The sequence below is a fragment of the Arthrobacter sp. NicSoilB4 genome (assembly GCF_019977335.1).
Lineage (GTDB): Bacteria > Actinomycetota > Actinomycetes > Actinomycetales > Micrococcaceae > Arthrobacter.
Genome location: NZ_AP024653.1, coordinates 3,126,238 through 3,142,094, shown reverse-complemented (window position 1 = coordinate 3,142,094; position 15,857 = coordinate 3,126,238). Strand labels below are relative to the sequence as shown.

Annotated in this window: 20 protein-coding genes; 13 read left to right on the top strand and 7 right to left on the bottom strand. The window is 67.2% G+C overall.

What is annotated here, in order from left to right; translation table 11 throughout:
* Position 1: 1 nt before the first annotated feature.
* The 3 genes from LDO13_RS14290 to LDO13_RS14280 are packed head-to-tail and all read right to left on the bottom strand — an operon-like array spanning position 2 to position 1,877.
* Entirely contained in the window at positions 2 to 469 is a 468-nt protein-coding gene (locus tag LDO13_RS14290; protein ID WP_224047350.1) for a DUF1810 domain-containing protein, read from the bottom strand.
* Complete coding sequence (locus tag LDO13_RS14285) at positions 466 to 1,098, bottom strand: ANTAR domain-containing protein (RefSeq protein WP_224047349.1); 633 nt, start codon at positions 1,096 to 1,098, stop codon at positions 466 to 468. Before LDO13_RS14285 ends, LDO13_RS14290 begins: the two co-directional genes overlap by 4 nt.
* Positions 1,099 to 1,151: 53 nt before the next feature.
* On the bottom strand, positions 1,152 to 1,877 hold the full coding sequence (locus LDO13_RS14280; RefSeq protein ID WP_224047348.1) for a GAF and ANTAR domain-containing protein: 726 nt from the start codon (positions 1,875 to 1,877) through the stop codon (positions 1,152 to 1,154).
* Positions 1,878 to 2,137: 260 nt separating this feature from the next.
* Between LDO13_RS14280 and LDO13_RS14275 the strand changes: the two genes are divergently transcribed.
* From LDO13_RS14275 to LDO13_RS14250, 6 genes are all read left to right on the top strand, one after another.
* Positions 2,138 to 2,860, top strand: coding sequence for a GAF and ANTAR domain-containing protein (locus tag LDO13_RS14275; protein ID WP_224049795.1), 723 nt, complete (start codon positions 2,138 to 2,140; stop codon positions 2,858 to 2,860).
* A gap of 15 nt (positions 2,861 to 2,875) precedes the next feature.
* Positions 2,876 to 3,196: a hypothetical protein gene (locus LDO13_RS14270; RefSeq protein ID WP_224047347.1), complete on the top strand. Its 321-nt coding sequence runs from the start codon at positions 2,876 to 2,878 to the stop codon at positions 3,194 to 3,196.
* A gap of 81 nt (positions 3,197 to 3,277) precedes the next feature.
* A complete protein-coding gene (locus LDO13_RS14265; RefSeq protein WP_224047346.1) occupies positions 3,278 to 4,009 on the top strand; it encodes an MgtC/SapB family protein in 732 nt (243 codons plus the stop codon).
* Between the two features lie 53 nt (positions 4,010 to 4,062).
* A complete protein-coding gene (locus tag LDO13_RS14260) occupies positions 4,063 to 4,689 on the top strand; it encodes a hypothetical protein (protein WP_224047345.1) in 627 nt (208 codons plus the stop codon).
* Positions 4,690 to 4,708: 19 nt separating this feature from the next.
* Positions 4,709 to 5,251 carry a GNAT family N-acetyltransferase gene (locus LDO13_RS14255; protein ID WP_224047344.1) on the top strand — a complete coding sequence of 181 codons (543 nt, stop codon included), beginning with the start codon at positions 4,709 to 4,711 and terminating at the stop codon, positions 5,249 to 5,251.
* 52 nt (positions 5,252 to 5,303) lie between these two features.
* On the top strand, positions 5,304 to 5,708 hold the full coding sequence (locus tag LDO13_RS14250) for a VOC family protein (RefSeq protein ID WP_224047343.1): 405 nt from the start codon (positions 5,304 to 5,306) through the stop codon (positions 5,706 to 5,708).
* A gap of 44 nt (positions 5,709 to 5,752) precedes the next feature.
* On the opposite strand, the gene LDO13_RS14245 is transcribed toward LDO13_RS14250, so the two are convergent.
* Positions 5,753 to 6,241: a GNAT family N-acetyltransferase gene (locus LDO13_RS14245; protein WP_224047342.1), complete on the bottom strand. Its 489-nt coding sequence runs from the start codon at positions 6,239 to 6,241 to the stop codon at positions 5,753 to 5,755.
* Positions 6,242 to 6,298: 57 nt separating this feature from the next.
* On the opposite strand from LDO13_RS14245, the gene LDO13_RS14240 reads away from it, so the two are divergent.
* From LDO13_RS14240 to trxA, 3 genes are all read left to right on the top strand, one after another.
* On the top strand, positions 6,299 to 7,039 hold the full coding sequence (locus LDO13_RS14240) for a Type 1 glutamine amidotransferase-like domain-containing protein (protein WP_224047341.1): 741 nt from the start codon (positions 6,299 to 6,301) through the stop codon (positions 7,037 to 7,039).
* Between the two features lie 10 nt (positions 7,040 to 7,049).
* The gene (locus tag LDO13_RS14235; protein ID WP_224047340.1) at positions 7,050 to 7,595 is read left to right on the top strand and encodes an acyl-CoA thioesterase; all 546 of its coding nucleotides are present in this window, start codon (positions 7,050 to 7,052) and stop codon (positions 7,593 to 7,595) included.
* Between the two features lie 99 nt (positions 7,596 to 7,694).
* Positions 7,695 to 8,108, top strand: a complete 414-nt coding sequence (gene trxA / locus LDO13_RS14230; protein WP_224047339.1) for a thioredoxin — start codon at positions 7,695 to 7,697, stop codon at positions 8,106 to 8,108.
* Between the two features lie 114 nt (positions 8,109 to 8,222).
* Here the strand turns inward: trxA and LDO13_RS14225 are convergent, their stop codons facing one another.
* A complete protein-coding gene (locus LDO13_RS14225; RefSeq protein WP_224047338.1) occupies positions 8,223 to 8,501 on the bottom strand; it encodes an antibiotic biosynthesis monooxygenase in 279 nt (92 codons plus the stop codon).
* A 101-nt stretch (positions 8,502 to 8,602) separates the two neighbouring features.
* Here LDO13_RS14225 and LDO13_RS14220 point away from each other — a divergent pair, with 101 nt between their 5' ends.
* The gene (locus LDO13_RS14220) at positions 8,603 to 10,279 is read left to right on the top strand and encodes an AMP-binding protein (protein WP_224047337.1); all 1,677 of its coding nucleotides are present in this window, start codon (positions 8,603 to 8,605) and stop codon (positions 10,277 to 10,279) included.
* 14 nt (positions 10,280 to 10,293) lie between these two features.
* Here LDO13_RS14220 and LDO13_RS14215 read toward each other — a convergent pair whose 3' ends face one another.
* A complete protein-coding gene (locus LDO13_RS14215; protein ID WP_224047336.1) occupies positions 10,294 to 11,286 on the bottom strand; it encodes a 3-methyladenine DNA glycosylase in 993 nt (330 codons plus the stop codon).
* Positions 11,287 to 11,449: 163 nt separating this feature from the next.
* On the opposite strand from LDO13_RS14215, the gene LDO13_RS14210 reads away from it, so the two are divergent.
* Entirely contained in the window at positions 11,450 to 11,875 is a 426-nt protein-coding gene (locus LDO13_RS14210; RefSeq protein WP_224047335.1) for a VOC family protein, read from the top strand.
* A gap of 32 nt (positions 11,876 to 11,907) precedes the next feature.
* Here LDO13_RS14210 and LDO13_RS14205 read toward each other — a convergent pair whose 3' ends face one another.
* Positions 11,908 to 13,074: an SLC13 family permease gene (locus LDO13_RS14205; RefSeq protein ID WP_224047334.1), complete on the bottom strand. Its 1,167-nt coding sequence runs from the start codon at positions 13,072 to 13,074 to the stop codon at positions 11,908 to 11,910.
* A gap of 109 nt (positions 13,075 to 13,183) precedes the next feature.
* On the opposite strand from LDO13_RS14205, the gene LDO13_RS14200 reads away from it, so the two are divergent.
* The gene (locus LDO13_RS14200; protein ID WP_224047333.1) at positions 13,184 to 14,569 is read left to right on the top strand and encodes a cystathionine beta-synthase; all 1,386 of its coding nucleotides are present in this window, start codon (positions 13,184 to 13,186) and stop codon (positions 14,567 to 14,569) included.
* Between the two features lie 79 nt (positions 14,570 to 14,648).
* The gene (locus LDO13_RS14195) at positions 14,649 to 15,851 is read left to right on the top strand and encodes a cystathionine gamma-synthase (RefSeq protein ID WP_224047332.1); all 1,203 of its coding nucleotides are present in this window, start codon (positions 14,649 to 14,651) and stop codon (positions 15,849 to 15,851) included.
* The last annotated feature ends 6 nt before the right edge of the window (positions 15,852 to 15,857 follow it).

Below are 15,857 nucleotides of genomic sequence, written 5' to 3'. Positions count from 1 at the left end.
GTCAGCCCCGCCCGGCAAGAATCCGGTCCGTGGCAGCATCGGGCAATCCCGCGAAATACTTCTCGAGGACCGCCTGGAACACGCTCTGCCGGGGGTCCGCCCGGAGGAAGAGGGTCATCGAGGAGTGCAACTTCCGTTCGTCGATGCCACCAAAGATCTCGGCCGCGGTCCGGTCCTCGAGCCCTGCCACAACCCCGGCGGATTCGACCAGCCTGGGACCCAGCACCGGGTGCCGCAGGTAGGCGCGCGCTTCATCCATTCCGGTGACGGCATACTTCCGGGCGGTGGGGCTTTGCCCGAGACCGGCGATCTGCGGGAAAACAAACCACATCCAGTGGCTGCGCTTGGTACCGCCCCGGAGTTCGTCCAGGGCGCGGCGGTAGGTTCCGCCCGCGTCCTGGGCCAGGACGAACCGTTCCAGATCGAAGGGATCCTCCACCGGGTCCATCCCGGCACCGGGTGACATCATTCTTCGAACCGGGCCGTCATGTCGGTATCGCCGGCGATGGAGGCCACGACGGCCGCCGCGACGTCGCGGATCTTCAGGTTCCTGTTGTTCGAAGTATTCCGAAGGATCTTGAAGGCGGCTTCCCGCCCGCAACGGTTCTGGGCCATGATCGCCCCGATTGCGATGTCAATGATGGTCCTCGATTGCATGGCGGCGGCGAGGTCGGCCCGGGACTGGCTCAGCTGCGAAATCTCCAGGGCGAGGAGGAGGGCGGCAGAGGCGTCGGCGGCAAATTGATGCGCCCTCTCCGAATCGTCGGAGGAGAAAGGCTGCGTCCGCGGCGCATAGAAGTTGACGACGGCGGAGCCGTCGCCGCCGAGAGCGAGCGGGATCCGAAGCATGCCGCCGGCGCCCTCGCCGGTGCTGCCCGTTTGAATCGGAGCCTGCCTCCGCCGCTCGAAGGTAATCCCGCAGGACACCTCCCGCCCCGGGCGCGACAGTTGCGCCGCGGCGAGACCGGCCAGTTCGGACAGGAAGTCCTCGACGTCGGATCCTTCCCGGGTGCTCTCCAGCAATACATCCAGCAGCGTGCCCGTACTGCTTCTTTGCAGATTGTGCGCCGTGGACGATAAAGCATTGTTGTGTCGCATGACTGCCCCCAATTCCCAGCCGCACGTTGACTAGGCGGCGGCCTTCTCCCATCCTATTGCGCGGGATTCGCCTTAGGTAGGGCGGCGCCCTGCAGGATATCCGCGGCGATGGCGTGGAGTTTCGTGTCGGATGCCCTGGACGCGAGATGGAGTAGTTCCATGGATTGTTCCCTGCTGCACCGGTTCTGAACCATGATGAGGGCTACCGCGGCGTCAATGACGGCGCGGGATTTCAAGGCGGACCGAAGATGCTCAGGGTAGGTTTCCGGAGGGTGCACCCTGAGAGCCAACCGCAGGATCCGCGAGATGGAGGCGGCATGCCGCTCCACCTCCGCAACCGTGGGGCTGTCAAATACGCCGCCAGTGCGGGCGTAGCAGTTCAAGGCCGCGGCTGAACCCGGATCCGTGGCGATCGGCACGGCCAAGACCGACCGGACGCCCTCGCCGGAGACCGCGGAGGCATAATGCTCCCAGCGGTCATCAGCCGTGACATCCTCAACGAGGACCGTCGTGCCGTGCCGCAAAGCAGTCAGGCACGGGCCGTCGTCGAACGCGTATTGCTTCTCGTCCAGCCGTTTCGCGTCCTCGCTGCTACTGGCGACAGTGGCCGGGGAGCCGTCGCGTTCCACCGTGATGGCACACAGCATGGGCTCGGAACCGCCGAGGCGGGTCGCCGAGATGGTGGTCAGGCCCAGGAGAAACTCAGTGAATCCCGGACTTTCCAGCAATAGGTCCTGCAATTGCTCGGGTGTTGGAGATGCGCCACTACCGGAATCCATGCCGGCCTCAATCCTACGAACGCCTGTACGTATGTGACGCGCCGGCTCAGCGGTTGTGGACTCTTGATCGCCCACGACCAAAATAGCGGAAGCCTGGATCCGCCCAAGCCTGATTGCAACTACCGAAGATGTGACTACTTACGACACTACGCCGTGCGGACGACGGTGAATATAGGCGCGTCCGGGCCGCCCGCCGTATGCTTGATCCTGCGGCGAAACGCGCCGGCTGGCGCCCGCCGGTATGGACTTCTGAGGTGACGATGAGCGTGGAACTGCCGCTGGCTGAGGAGATCACCGCTGTTTTCGCCCGGGCCACCAGGCTGCTGCTGACGGAGGAGACCGTGGCCCGCGCCCTCCGGCTGATCACCGACGCCGCGACAGAGGCTATTCCCGGTGCGATTGGCGCCGGAGTGTCGCTGATCAACAGCTCGGGCCTGCGGCAGACGACTGCGGCGTCCGACGCCGTCGTGGCTGCGGCAGACGCACTCCAGTACGATCTGGGGGAAGGCCCGTGCATCACCGCCTGGGCGAGCGGGGAATCAGTTGTGGTCGAGGATTTGGCACTGGACCGGCGCTGGCAGCGCTGGTCTCCTGCCGCGGCGACTCTGGGAATTTCGTCCTCCGTGAGCAGTCCGCTGCTGTCCGGCGGTCTGGCCCTGGGGGCAGTCAAGGTCTACTCGGACGGCGGAGCGTTCGCCGGTAAGGGCACGGTCCGCCTGGTCGAGCTTTTCGCCGAGCAGGCGACGCTTTTTATCATCCACTCGCAGGCCCGCGAGGCTGCCAGGACACTGAGTGACCGCCTGCAGGAATCCCTCGCGCAGAGAGACACCATCAGTATGGCCAAAGGCCTGCTCATGGCCCGGAACGGCACCGACGATGACGCGGCGCTCCGGGATTTGATGGTGCTGTCGCGGCAGGCCGGGAAGCCCCTGGCCCTCGTCGCGGCAGAACTGCTGGCTGCGGCCAGGTCCTTCGAAAACTGAGCGCAGGACGACGGCATGGCCTTGGGTGACGAGGAGAGCGAGCAACGTCGGCGGTTCGCCGAATCGCTTCGCCATGCCGACGTCGGCATTGAAGAGCTCTGGCTGAGGTACTTCACGCTCGGCGGGCAGGCGGGGCAGTTCGAGATCGAGGCCTACATCCACGGCGCCATGGCACTGCCGTCCCTTCAGCGCGACGTTCTCGCCCATGCGCTGAACGAACGGCTGGATGAGCTGTATTCGCAGGCTCCGCGGGCGCCCTACAGCATGCCTGACGCCGACGGCCCGGACGACGACAGCCCGGACACCGGACCGGGAGAAAAGTCCGACGACGACTGACCCCTGCCTTGCTAGAGTCAGCTATAGGGCGGGTTATCCCGGGCCGGTCCGGCACTTGACGGGCCAAGGAAGGCGGGCGGCATGTTCACGTTCTTCACCGACACGAGTCTGGTGGAAGCCGGCCTGCTGCTCGCGACGTTCGTCCTTTGTTCGCTCATCGGCATTGAGCGGCAGGTGCGGCAAAAGAGCGCGGGCTACCGGACCCATGTGCTGGTGGGACTCGGCTCTTGCGCCTTCACGCTCGTGTCCGCCTACGGCTTCGCCTTCGTGATGGAGCCCGGCGCCGTCCTGGACCCTTCCCGCATCGCGGCCCAGATCGTCAGCGGAATCGGGTTCCTGGGCGCCGGCGTCATCTTCAAGGGCCGGGACGTGGTCCGCGGGCTCACCACTGCCGCCACCATCTGGGTCTCCGCGGCTGTTGGTATGGCCTGCGGGGCAGGAATGGTCTCCTTGGGTGTTGTGCTGACGATTTTCCACCTCATCACGCTGTTCGTGATTGCCCCGGCGGTCCGCAGAATCCCCTCCGTGGACAGGAACCGCGTGATGCACATCGACTACGCCGACGGCCAAGGGGTGTTGCGGCAGATCCTTGAAATTGCCACCACCATGGGGTTCAGTTCCTCGATCCTGAATACCCGCCGGACCGGGGATGAGCAGAAGCCGATGGTCTCGATGGAGGTGAGGTTTTTCGGACGCCATCCGCTGCGCAACCTGGTCCTCCCCCTGATGGACCTGAATGGCGTCGCAAGCGTCACTGTCCGCGGTACCGATTCGAGCGAGGACGACGACGATGACGACGATGATGAGTCCTGAGGCGGGGACAGGAGCCGCCGGGGCGGCGTTGACGACGGTGCAAGGATGAGGGCATGTCTTTCTTTGACGACCTTCCAGCGCCGCCGGAGCGGCCGCGGCAGCCCAAATTCGTGGTTCCCCCCTGGGCTGCACCGCCGTCGGACGAACTTCCCGCAGTGGTGCCCCTCGGCCTGTTCCTGCAGCGCAGTCAGCGGATGGTGATGGCTGTGAAGGGCGCGGAGGTCTACTCCACAGGCTGCGTGCTGGACCTTCTCTGGACGATCCGGCGTGGGACCGAGTCCGACGCCGAATGGGGCTCGCTGACCGAACGGTGCTTCAACGGGCCGTCCTTCCGGTATGGCACGCCGGGCGGTGGCAGTGGTGGATTCCGGCTCGGGGTGGCGTACCCCGACGGGCGAAAAGCTGCGGCAGACGAGTGGTCCTACCGGGGGATCGAAGGTGCCGACCCGGGGGAGGGACCGGTGCTGACGACGGCTGGCGGTGGCGGCGGATCGGGCAGCGACGATGAGGTCACGTCGTCCGTGAAGTTCTGGTTGTGGCCCTTGCCAACAGCCGGTGAACTCCGGATCGTGGCGCAGTGGGCCGACGTCGGCATGGATCAGGAGTCCGTCGTGGTCAGCGGGGACGTGTTCGCCTCGGCCGCGGAGCGCGTCCAGCCATACTGGCGCACGCCGGGTTGAGCCGGATCGGAGCTTTCAGATGACCGGTAAGAGCGAGCCGCTGGCCGGAACCGTCCGGATTCGGATATTGCGGGCCTCCGATGCGGAGCTGATGTGCGCCGCCTACGTGCGGAACCGCGAACACCTGGCGCCTTGGGAGCCGCTGCGGGCCGAGGAGTTCTTTACCGTGGACGGCCAAATGGTGAGCGTCCAGTCCAAGCTGGCGCTGTTCATCGCCGGATCAGATGTGCCCTGGGTCCTGACGGACGGTGAGGCCATTGTGGGGCTGATGACCCTCAGCGGCATCGTCCGCGGGCCGTTCCTCAGCGCCCACCTCGGCTACTGGGTGGACAAAGACTACAACGGGCGCGGGATCGGCTCCGCGGCAGTCGCTTTCGCAATCGACACGGCCCGGGAGGAACTGGGCCTGCACCGGCTGCAGGCGGCGACCCTGCCGCACAATGCAGCCTCCCAGAAGATCCTGAGACGCTCGGGGTTCACGGAGATCGGCGTGGCACCGGCCTACCTCAACATTGCCGGCGGCTGGCGGGACCACGTCCTCTTCCAACGCATCCTGTATTGAGGCGCCAAATCCCGGGCTAAGCCAGCGCCCCGCGCCGTGCGAGACTCTCTGGATGACTGATGAATCCCTCGGGGCCTTGCACCACGTTGAACTGTGGGTGCCAAACCTGGGCCGTGCCAAGGACGAATGGGGCTGGCTCCTGGCCCGGCTGGGCTACCAGGAGTACCAGGACTGGCCGGACGGGTGCAGCTGGCGGCGGGGTCCGACGTACATCGTCGTTGAAGAATCCCCGGCACTGAGTGGCCGGACGCACGACCGCACCGCGCCCGGGCTCAATCACCTGGCCTTCAGCGCAGGGACCCGTGCCGGGGTGGACGCCCTGGCGGCCGACGCCGTCGGGCACGGCTGGCGTGAACTGTTCCCGGAAAAGTACCCGCATGCCGGCGGCCCGGACCATTTCGCCGCCTACCTGGTGAATTCGGACGGCTTCGAAGCCGAGCTGATCGCCACGGACTGACACTGCGCCCGCTCCACGGTCCTGCGCACGGTCCAGCGGACGGCTCAGCGCACCATCCGAAGGATCCGGACCGGCGTCCCGGCCAGCTCATGCGACCCTGTGGCGCCGTCGGGGATGAACCGGTTCCGGGTGTAAAAGGCGAAGGCGCGGGGATTGTCTTCCGCAATCCAGAGGTAGGCGCCGCTGCCGCCCACGGCGGCGTCCAGCAGCAGTTGCCCGGCCCCCGAGCCGTAGTGGCTGGCCAGCACGTAGATCCCCTGCAGCTCCCGTGGCCTGGGTCCGTCGTCGTCGCGGCCGGTCCCGGCGCTCGCCCAGCCGACGATGTCCGTCCCGTGGCAGGCCACCCAGATATCCGACGTGGCGGCAGCAATGATCTTGCGCCATCTTGCTTCCCGCGGGCCCTGTTCCAACCCGGCAAGGGACGCCGCCGGCAGCAGGTGGGCGTAGCACTCGCGCCACGCCTGGATGTGCACGCGGGCGATGCCGGGGGCATCGTCCAGCACGGCGGTCCGAACGGTCAGGTCTGTTGTCATCCGGACAGCCTAATATGCCGGTGCCGCAGGAGGCCGCGGCCCGGGTACCTTGGGGCCATGAGCATTTTTCTGGTCGGCGGCGGCCCGGACACCACAACCTCCCCCGTGATCTTCGACCAGTTCGTGGCGGATGTGGTGCGCCGCACCGGGGGCACGAGGCCTCCGCGGATCGCTGTGGTCCTGGTTGACCACGAAGGCAGCGCCGCGTACTTCCTGCCTGCCTATCTTGATCCGCTGCACCGCCGGACACCATGTGAGGTGGTGACCGTCCTGCTCCGACGGCGGGAGCACGTGGACCCCAGCGTGTTCGAGGGCGTCGACGCGATCGTCGTCGGGGGAGGGCCCACCCCTGTCTACGCCGAGGGCCTGCGGCCGGCCGCCGCCGTAATCCGCCACGCAGTGCAGGCGGGCGCCCCGTATCTGGGATTCTCCGCAGGTGCCATGATCGCGCCGGAGCGGGCGATAGCCGGCGGCTACCTGGTCCACGGCGTCGAGGTGTGCCCCGAGGACGCCTCCGAGGGGCTGGGGGAGGTGGAGCTCCGTGAGGGGCTGGGCCTCATGTCCTTTGCCGTCGATGTCCATGCCGCCCAAGCCGGCACGCTGGGCCGTGCCGTTGCCGCCGTCGTGCACGGCTTGGCAGGGAAGGCCGTGGCCGTCGATGAGAACACCGCGTTGGTGCTGCCCCACTCGGATCCGGGGGAGCAGCGCGGGATCGGGGCCGGCCACTGCTGGCTGATCCGTGGTCCGGGACCCAAAACCACGGTTTCAATCCTTGGCAGCGTTGTTACCCGCGGGTAACATAGACACCATGCATCTGCTCCTGCGCACGCTTCTCCTGCTGTTCACGTCCTCGCGCCGCTCTCCGCTGAGCATCTGGGACACGTCCTCGCTGCCGCTGAAGGTCCTGCCGACCGACATCGACATCGCGATGCATGTGAACAACGGCATGTATTTCTCGCTGATGGACCTGGGCCGGTTCGACCTGATGGCGCGCAGCGGAACGTGGAAGGCCATGCGCCGCCGGGGCTGGAGCCCGGTGGCCGCAGGGGAGACCATCGCCTTCCGCCGGTCGCTGCAATTGTGGCAGCGGTACACGATCGAAACGAAGATTATCGGCCTCGACGAGAAGGCCATCTACTTCGAGCAGCGCATGGTGGTGGACGGGGAAATCTACGCCCGCGCCTTCATCGCGACCCGTCTGGTCAGCAAGGGCAAACCGGTCAGCCAGGAAGAAATCCTTCGTGAATTCGGGGCGCCCCCGGCGGACCTTGAACTGCCCGAATGGATTCACGAATGGCGCGAAACCAATGCCCTGCCCGGCGCGCGGCGTCCCGCACCCCACGTCTGGGCCTAAGCCGCGCCTGCGTCCAAGACGGCGCGTGGGGACGTCACATGGGTGTGCCAACAGCGAAATGCAGGGGACATGGCGGGACGGCTCGCGTACCGTTGACACATGGCTACCGTAGACATTACAGGTGAACAGTTCGCATCTACCGTCGAGGATAATGACATTGTCCTCGTCGATTTCTGGGCAGAATGGTGCGGCCCGTGCAAGCAGTTCGGACCCACATATGCCGCAGTCTCCGAGAAGCACCAGGACGTTGTCTTCTCCAAGGTGGACACCGAGGCCGAGCAGCAGCTCGCAGCCGAGGCCGGCATTACATCCATCCCGACGCTGATGGCGTTCCGCGAAAAGGTGCTCGTGTTCTCCCAGCCCGGCGCCCTGAACGCACAGCAGCTGGAGCAGGTGGTTGACGCCGTCAAGGCCCTCGACATGGAGGAGGTTCACGCGCACGTGGCCCGGTCCCAGGCCGAGGCGGCCGCAGCGGCCGGCAAGCAGGACGGCAGCCAGATCCCCGAGGCCTAAGCGCCCGCGCCCGAAAGACAGCAACGCGGGGTCACTCCGCGCCCATGATCCTGTGATCCATGGACGCGGAGTGACCCCGCGTTGTTTCTGTTCCGGGCTTGGTCGGTGCCGTTACTAGAGCTTCACGAGCTGGACCGGCTCGGCCAGCAGGGCGCTGAGGGACTCGTTGAGGTCCTGGACCGCGGTTCCCTTCGAGTGCTTGTCCAGATCCTCCTGCGAAGCCCACTGTTCGGTCAGTACCAGCTTGTCCTCGCTGGCCTCGGTGAGCTCATACCGGATGCAGCCGGGCTCGTTGACCACCTCGTCAATCGCGATCTCCAGCGCGAGCTTCACACGGAAGAACTCGCCGTCGTTGGGGATGAAGATGGCCTGCAGGTCGATGGGTGCGCTCATGGTTTTCACAATACCGGGCTGCGGCTTTTTGTCCCGAAGATTTCGTAGGACATCCAAGCTTTAGTCTTCTTTTGCCGGCCGAGTGTTGGTAGCGTCACACCATGCTTGCATACACAGCCGGGGACACTGACGTCCCGCTGCTCGAGGAAACCATTGGTGACAACTTCGAACGGATCGTGGCCAGGTTCCCCTATCAGGACGCCCTGATCGAGGCAGCGGCGGTGCCGGGTGAGGAAGCCCGCCGCTGGAGCTACACCAAGCTGAACGACGACGTCGACCGGGTGGCGCGCGCGCTGCTGGCCCTCGGCGTGGCCAAGGGCGAACGGATCGGCATCTGGAGCCCCAACTGCGCCGAATGGACCATCCTGCAGTACGCGACCGCCAAGGTCGGCGCGGTCCTGGTCAACGTTAATCCCGCCTACCGCAGCCATGAGCTGGAGTTCGTGGTCAAGCAGAACGGCATGCGCATGCTGGTCGCGGCGCCGTCGGACCGCAACAGCGACTACACGGCCATGGCCCGGCGGGCGCTGGCCGAATGCCCCGAGCTGGGCGGACTCGTGTTCCTGCCCGACGCGGGGCTGCCCGGCCTCACCGCCGGCGACCCCGAAACGGACGCGGAGCGGACCTGGGCGGAACTGCTCAAGCGGGCCGACGACGTCGCCCATTCCGCGCTGAAGGCGCGCATGGCCGAGCTGGACCCCCATGACGCGATCAACCTGCAGTACACCTCCGGCACGACGGGCTTCCCCAAGGGCGCCACACTCTCGCACTACAACATCCTGAACAACGGATACTCGATCGGCGAGCTGCTGGAATACACAGAGCACGACCGGGTGGTGCTGCCAGTGCCGTTCTACCACTGCTTCGGCATGGTGATCGGAAACCTGGCCGCCCTCAGCCACGGCTGCGCCACCATCATTCCGGGCCGGGGCTTCACGCCGGCCGCGGCGCTGGAAGCCGTGCAGGATTTTGGCGGGACGTCACTCTACGGCGTGCCCACGATGTTCATCGCCGAGCTCGCCCTGCCGGATTTCGCTTCCTATGACCTGTCCACGCTGCGCACCGGCGTTATGGCGGGCTCGTTGTGTCCCATCGAGGTGATGAACCGGGTGATCTGGGAGATGAACATGAGGGATGTGGCCATCTGCTACGGCATGACCGAGACCTCTCCGGTGTCCACCATGACCCGCAGCGTGGACACGATGGCCCAGCGCACCGAGAGTGTCGGACGGACGATGCCGCACCTGGAAAGCCAAGTGGTCGACCCGATGACCGGGGAGGTGCTGCAGCGCGGCGAGATCGGCGAACTATGCACCCGCGGGTACGCCGTCATGAAGGGCTACTGGGACCAGCCGGACAAGACCGCCGAGGCGATCGATGCCGACGGCTGGATGCACACCGGGGACCTGGCCCGGATGGACGGGGACGGCTACATCGTGATCGAGGGCCGGATCAAGGACATGGTGATCCGCGGCGGCGAGAACGTCTACCCGCGCGAGATCGAGGAGTTCCTGTACACCCACCCCGACATCCAGGACGTGCAGGTCATCGGGGTGCCGGACGCCAAGTACGGGGAGGAGCTGATGGCCTGCGTCATCCTCAAGCCCGGCGCCGCCCCGCTGGATGCCGGCAGCCTGGCCGAGTTCTGCCGCGGGAAGCTGGCGCACTACAAAATCCCGCGGTACGTGGACGTGCGCGAGAGCTTCCCGATGACGGTTTCCGGCAAGATCCGCAAGGTGGACATGCGGCAGGAAGCCGTGGCCAAGCTGGGGCTTTAACAGCAACGCGCGCCCTAGTGGCTGCGGTGGTCCTGGATGGTCATCCGGGGGCCGAAGGTCGGTTTGCGGAAGCCGCTGAGGCCGATCATCCGGACCACGCGCTGCCGGTGCCCGGCCCACGGTGCCAGCAGCCGGAGCATCCCGGCGTCGTCAGTCCTGCGGCCGGTCAGCGCCGCGCCGACGTACGCCGCCAGGTGGTAGTCGCCCACCGCGATGGAGTCCGGGCAGCCGTGCGTGCGCTGGAGGACCTCGGCAGCGGTCCAGGCGCCGATGCCGGGGATGGTCTGCAGCTTCGCGGAGGCCTCGGCGGCCGGAAGCACGGCGAGCCGTTCCAGGGCGACGGCGGAACGCAGCGCGCGCATGACGGTCGCCGAACGCTGCGGGCCCACTCCGGCCTTGTGCCATTCCCACGAAGGGATCCGCAGCCACTGCTCGGGAGTCGGCTGGACCAACAGGTTCGCCGGCGCGACGGTGCCGGCGCCGGGTGCCGGTGTCCCGTAGCGGTACATCAGGTAGCGGTAGCCGCGCCGGGCCTCGATCACGGTGACCTTCTGCTCCAGGATGGTGGGCACAAGGGAGTCGACCAGGCGGCCCGTGGCCGGCAGCCGCACGGCCGGGTTCCGGCGTCGGGCTTCAACGACCATACGGGGGAGGGTGGCGTGGAACGCGGGCTCGTCAAAGGCGGACCAGTCATCGTCGCGGCCCAGCATCCGCGGCGCGGAACCGGCGGCATCGGCTGCACCGGGCCCCCAGGCCTGGACGTCGACGGCGGGCTCCGCCGGCGGACAGTCCGGAGAATAAGAAACCGCCAGTCGGAGTGTGGCGGGACCCGACGGCGTCGTGAACGCCATCCAGACGCCGCCCGGTGCGGTGCGGATGGCAGGGTCGCCGTGCCCGCGCAGGAGCGTGCCGATGGTCTGCATCAAGTCGAAGGGGCCACCCGGGTGCCACCGCAGCGAGGCATCGGCCGCGGCGGCAAGGCCCGCGGGGACGTCTGCAATGGTCATCCGACCATGATTCCACGAACGCCTGACAGCGGCCTCACGGCCCGCACAGGGGAAGGGGCCGTTGGGCCCTTAACCGCAGGTGACGCCCGGGGCTAGACTCCGGCTGTGGCGTGGAGCGCCCATGCCGCCCTTTAGCCCGGATCCTTGTTCTTAGGAGAGTGTGATGGCTGGTGGAGTAGTACATTTCGAGATCCCCGCGGACGATGAGAGCCGTGCACGGGAGTTCTACAGCTCGGCGTTCGGCTGGAAGATCAGCCCCGTGCCCGAGATGAGTTACGTCATGCTCATGACGACGCCGTCGGACGAAACGGGCATGCCCTCCGTGCCGGGGTCCATCAACGGCGGCATGTTCCGGCGCGAAGGACACCTCACCTCCCCGTTGGTCACGGTGGATGTGGACGACATTGACGCGTCGCTGGAGAAGATCAACGCCCTGGGCGGCAGCACTGTCCAGCCTCGGCAGGAAGTCGGGACCATGGGCTGGGCCGCCTACTTCCGGGACACCGAAGGCAACATCATCGGCCTCTGGCAGACCGCGCCCGGGGGAGACGCAGGTTCCGCGGCCTCTGGAGACGATATCGGCGCCTGAGCGGCTCCCGGACGTCCGGTGGCGCGCAGGCCTCAGGGCATCCCCACGGCGAGCCAGAGGGCCACGACCGCGAGCGGGACGGTGAGGGCGACGGCGACTAGCCCGGCGAGCGCGAAGCCTCCCCACCGGATCTCAACATTGAGCGTGCGGAGCCGTTCGTGCCAGAGCAGCGTGGCCAGCGACGCCCACGGGGTCACCAGCGGGCCGAGGTTCACACCAATCAGCAGGGCCGCGAGCCGCACCGGCGAGTCGCCCACCGGTTCCAGTGCTAGGTAAGCCGGCAGGTTGTTCACCGCATTCGCGGCTCCGGCGCCCAGGCCCGCGAGTTGCAGCAGGGCCGGCAGGCCGTCGCCGGAACCGGCAATTCCGGACAGGGCCTGTGTCAGCCCGTTTGCGTGCAGGGCCTCCACCACCATGAACAGCCCCGCAGTGAGCATGAGCGGCCGCCAGGGAACCATGGACCAGCGCAGCGCCGAGGGGCGGCGCCAGAGGAACAGGCCCAGCAGGACCACCGCCGCGGCCATTGCCGGGATCTGTACGGGCACGCCGGAGACGAGGGCCGGCAGCAGCAGCACCATCACGCCCGACGCCGAATAAAGCAGCACTTTGTCCCGCGCCTTGTGGACCGGCTGCGGCCCGTACCGGCCGGACAGGTCCTTCCGGAAGGCCACCCACAGGAGGCCGATCGGGACCAGGATTCCCACCAGGGCCGGCGCCCACACGAGGCTGGCGAAGCCGGCCGGGCTCAGGTTGAGCCGGTCCTGGGCCAGCAGGTTGGTCAGGTTCGAGACCGGCAACAGCAGGGAGGCGGTGTTGGCCAGCCAGATCGTGGTCAGGGCGAACGGCAAGGGCGGGATCCGGGCGTGGACCGCCAGCAGCACGACGACGGGAGTCACCAGCACCGCCGTCGTATCCAGGGACAGGAACACGGTCGAGACGGTGGCCAGGCCGACCACCAGCAGCCACAGCAGGAACACCCGGCCCCGGCCCAGCGCGGCGAGCCGCTCCGTCACCACCCGGAAGAGCCCGGCGTCGTCCACCATTTCCGTCACCAGGGACATGGCCACCACGAACGCCAGGACGGGTACGGTGCGGCCGGCCAGTTCCTGGAACGCCGGCCAGGGCAGCAGGCCGGTGAGCAGTGCCGTGCACCCTGCCGCCAGCATGCCGGCGGGGAGCAGGTAACTCCTCAGGCTCATCGGCCGGATTCTCGCTTCACGGCATTATCTTCGCACCCGGCACCGCCAGGCGGCCGCCCCGACGTGCCCGAATCCACCCCTGGCGGGCGGAGACGGTAACTTTGTACCTATGAAGTACGCCCAGTCCGTTCTGGACCTCATCGGCAATACGCCGCTCGTCAAGCTCCACCACGTTACCGACGGCATCGGGGCCACAGTCCTGGTGAAGCTGGAATACCTGAACCCCGGCGGTTCCATCAAGGACCGCATCGCGGTGAAGATGATCGAGGAAGCCGAACGCACCGGCAAGCTCCTGCCTGGCGGCACAATCGTGGAGCCCACATCGGGCAACACCGGCGTCGGCCTGGCCCTGGTGGCCCAGCAGAAGGGCTACCGCTGCATCTTCGTGGTGCCGGACAAGGTCGGCGAGGACAAGCGTGCCGTGCTCCAGGCCTACGGTGCCGAGGTTGTGGTGACGCCCACCGCAGTGCCCCCTGAGAGCCCGCAGAGCTACTACGGCGTCTCGGACCGCCTCGTCACCGAGATCCCCGGCGCCTACAAGCCCGACCAGTTCTCCAACCCGGCCGCCCCGGCGAGCCATTACGAATCCACCGGGCCGGAGATCTGGCGCGACACGGACGGCCGCATCACGCACTGCGTGATCGGCGCCGGCACCGGCGGCACCATCACCGGCACCGGCCGGTACCTCAAGGAAGTCTCCGCGGACCGCGCGGAGTCCGACGGCGGCATGGTCAAGATCATCGGCGCCGACCCGGCAGGTTCGGTCTACTCCGGCGGCACCGGCCGGCCGTACTTCGTCGAGGGGGTCGGGGAGGACATGTGGCCCGCCAACTACGACAAGAACGTCCCGGACGACGTCATCGCGGTCAGCGACGCCGACTCCTTCGAAATGACGCGCCGGCTCGCCCGCGAAGAAGGCCTGCTGGTGGGCGGGTCCTCCGGGATGGCAGTCGTCGCCGCCCTGCGGGTCGCCAAGGACCTGCCGGATGATGCCGTCGTCGTGGTGATCCTGCCGGACTCCGGCCGCGGCTACCTGGCCAAGATCTTCAACGACCAGTGGATGCGCTCCTACGGCTTCCTGGCCAGCGGCGACGAAGCCTCCGTGGGGGAAATCCTCAAGGCCAAGACAGGGGAACTGCCGGACCTGGTGCACATCCACCCCAATGAAAGCGTCCGTGATGTCATCAACATCATGAACGAGTACGGCGTCTCGCACATCCCGGTGCTGTCCCAGGAGCCGCCCGTGGTGATGGGCGAGGTCCTCGGCGCCGTCGACGAGCGCACCCTGACCGCGAAGCTGTTCCGCGGCGAGGCCAAACTGTCGGACAAGATCTCCGAGCACATGGAAGCCCGGCTGCCGGTGATCGGCTCGCTCGAATCGATCTCGACGGCCCGCGAACTCCTCTCCGACGCGGACACCCTCATGGTGACGTTCGTCGGCGCCCCGGTGGGGATCCTGACCCGCCACGACCTGCTCGCCTACCTGAGCAACTGACCTGCAACTGACCGCACACTGACCCGGAAACCGGGCCGCCCTCCCGGGGGCGGCCGGCGCCCGGCCGAAAGGAACGCTCATGTCTTTGCCAGAAAGCCCCTCCGCGAAAACCCCCGGATTCAACACCCGCGCCGTGCATGCCGGCCAGGAGTTCGAGCCGCGCACCGGCGCCGTTGTGCCGCCCGTGCACTTCTCCTCCACCTACGCACAGGAAGCGATCGGCGTCCTGCGCGCCGGCTACGAATACGGCCGCGGGACCAACCCCACCCGCGATTCCCTGCAGGAACAGCTGGCCGCCCTGGAAGGCGGGACCGCCGCGTTCTCCTTCAGCTCCGGCCTCGCCGCCGAGGACTCGATGATCCGCGCGCTCACCCGCCCCGGCGACCACATCGTGCTCGGCAACGACGCCTACGGCGGCACGTACCGGCTGATCAGCCGGGTGCTGGGGGAGTGGGGCATCGGCAACACTCCGGTGGACATGTCCAATCTCGACGCCGTCGCGGCGGCGGTAGCGGCCAGCAAGACCCGCCTCGTGTGGGTGGAGACGCCGTCGAACCCGATGATGAAGATCACTGACATCGAGGCCCTCGCCAAGGTGGCGCACGACGCCGGCGCCCTCCTCGTGGTGGACAACACCTTCGCCTCGCCGTACCTGCAGAACCCGCTGGCGCTCGGCGCCGACGTCGTTGTGCATTCCACCACCAAGTACATCGGCGGGCACTCCGACGTCGTCGGCGGTGCGATCATCGTCAATGACGCGGAGCTGGCCGAGAAGATCGGGTTCGTGCAGTTCGCCGTCGGTGCCATCTCCGGCCCGATGGACGCCTTCCTCACCACCCGCGGGCTCAAGACCCTCGGCGTCCGGATGGACCGGCACAGCGACAATGCCCAGGCCGTGGCCGAGTGGCTGCTGCAGCGTCCCGAGGTGGAGGCCGTGCTGTACCCGGGGCTGCCGTCCCACCCCGGGCACGAGCTTGCCAGGAAGCAGATGAAGAAGTTCGGCGGGATGATCTCCGTGCAGTTCAAGGGCGGCGAGGCGGCGGCACGCAAGGTGGCCGAATCGACCTCCGTGTTCACCCTCGCGGAGTCCCTCGGCGGGATCGAATCCCTGATGAACTACCCGTCGGAGATGACTCATGCCTCGGTCAAGGGCACCGAGCTTGCTGTCCCCGTCAACCTGATCCGGCTCTCCTGCGGCATCGAAGACGTCGAGGACCTCATCGCCGACCTCGAGCAGGCTTTTTCGCAGATTGAAGCTGCGGCCGGCGAGCCAGGCAGCTAAGCACCC